1 tRNA gene and 2 rRNA genes are annotated in these 606 nt (G+C 47.2%); all 3 read left to right on the top strand.

From position 1 onward, the window contains the following. Positions 1 to 139, top strand: a 23S ribosomal RNA gene (locus tag L5M17_RS23045); the annotation flags it as partial. Positions 140 to 329: 190 nt separating this feature from the next. Then, a 5S ribosomal RNA gene (rrf, locus tag L5M17_RS23040) occupies positions 330 to 445 on the top strand. 36 nt (positions 446 to 481) lie between these two features. Further along, a tRNA-Asp gene (locus L5M17_RS23035) sits at positions 482 to 558 on the top strand. The last annotated feature ends 48 nt before the right edge of the window (positions 559 to 606 follow it).

Below are 606 nucleotides of genomic sequence, written 5' to 3'. Positions count from 1 at the left end.
GCGAGCCCTAAGATGAGTCATCCCTAGGAATTTAATTCCTCTAAAGAGCCGTTCGAGACTAGGACGTTGATAGGCATGGTGTGTAAGCGTTGTGAGGCGTTGAGCTAACATGTACTAATGACTCGAGAGGCTTAACCATACAACCCAGATGGGTTTTACTGAAAATGTTCCAGACATTTTCTAGCACTTCCTCCTTCCATGGAGGTCGTACGAAAAGCCTTAGACAGAATACAGATACTTGATAAAGTTTGAACTCAAACAAAGCAAATCAGCTTTCCGAATTATTATTAACGTGAGCCAGCGATGGACACGGTAATAAGCAGAATTTGCTTGGTGACAATAGCCTTGTGGAACCACCTGATCCCATCCCGAACTCAGAAGTGAAACGCAAACGCGCCGATGGTAGTGTGGGGTCTCCCCATGTGAGAGTAGGTCATCGCCAAGCGCCTAATTTAGGTTAACGTGTAGACGTTAAGCTAAAGGAGCGGTAGTTCAGTTGGTTAGAATACCGGCCTGTCACGCCGGGGGTCGCGGGTTCGAGTCCCGTCCGCTCCGCCAACATTAAGAGATAAGCCTCATCGAAAGATGAGGCTTTTTTCGTTATGG

The organism is Shewanella sp. SW24, from assembly GCF_025653395.1.
Classification (GTDB): domain Bacteria; phylum Pseudomonadota; class Gammaproteobacteria; order Enterobacterales; family Shewanellaceae; genus Shewanella; species Shewanella oncorhynchi.
The sequence above is the reverse complement of the archived record's forward strand: the minus strand, read 5'-3'. Positions and strand labels throughout refer to the sequence as shown.